This is a genomic window from Arthrobacter sp. 10N410 (assembly GCF_056394945.1).
This window is the reverse complement of the sequence record NZ_JBFTIP010000016.1, coordinates 1-1,035: the sequence shown is the minus strand read 5'-3', so window position 1 is coordinate 1,035 and position 1,035 is coordinate 1. Positions and strand designations below refer to the sequence as shown.

The window sequence follows — 1,035 nt, the reverse complement described above, 5'->3', positions numbered from 1 at the left end:
GGCGGGATGACGTCGTCCCAGTTGTTCACCAGCTGCATGTTCTGGTTCACCAGCCACACATTGCCCGAATTCACATCATTGAGCACCACCACATCCCGGTTCACCCGGAACACATACGACGGCGACGCGGACGCCTTCGGCACATCCACGCTCCTGTCATCGGCATCACTGCCGCAGTCCCGCACATACTTATTCGCCCCCGACCACGCCGCATGCACACAACCACCCAACTGCACCGGCGCCGCCGGAACCCCCTGCCCGCCAAAGGCCACCGTCTTCGCCGCCGAACCATCCAACGGCACCTCAAAAAGCGCCTTCGGCGTCGCCACCGCCACCGCACCCGCCCCGGGACCGGGCTGCTGCAGCTTCGCATCCTTCGCATCCGCCAACGCCAACTCACGCCCGCCCGGCAACAACAACTTCCCGCCGCCCGCGTCCAGCACCACCGGCTGATCCCCCACCACGCTCAACTGGATGCTGCCCGCACCCTTCAACCCCTCCCACGAACTCACCTGCGAATCCGTGACCCGRCCATCAGCATCCACCGCCGTCACCGTCACCTGACCCGACGTCGGATCCGCACTATAAATCCGGTCATCAGCCCCCACCGCCGACACCGTCCCCCGCGCCCCCGACAGCACCGGCTCCGAATTCTCCTCATCAAAACCATTCACCGTCGACGGCGACAACGCCCACACCCGGCCCCKCGCCGSATCCGTCACCGCAATCACCCGCGACCCGAAACTCACCTCCGCCGACCCCGGCAACTTCTTATCCCCGCCCAAACGCATCTGCGCCGCCGACACCTGGTTCAASGTCGAACCCGACGCATCATCAACAAACACCGTCCCGGCATCCTGCAACACATCAAACGTCGTCGACGCCGGCGTCACCGCACCATCCAACACCCGCGACGGATAATTCAACCGCCCCACCGCATTCTTCGCCTTCGACACCACCCACACACCACCATCGTTCAACTCCACCTCAGCAGTCTTAAACCCCGGATAGATGATGGCCCCCGTCACCAACACC

Annotated in this window: 1 protein-coding gene; it reads right to left on the bottom strand. The window is 64.3% G+C overall.

Annotation, left to right across the window (positions count from 1 at the left end):
* On the bottom strand, positions 1-1,034 hold a 1,034-nt coding region (locus tag AC1DB8_RS16550; protein WP_476893648.1), incomplete at its 3' end, for an NHL repeat-containing protein.
* Between the last annotated feature and the right edge of the window lies 1 nt (position 1,035).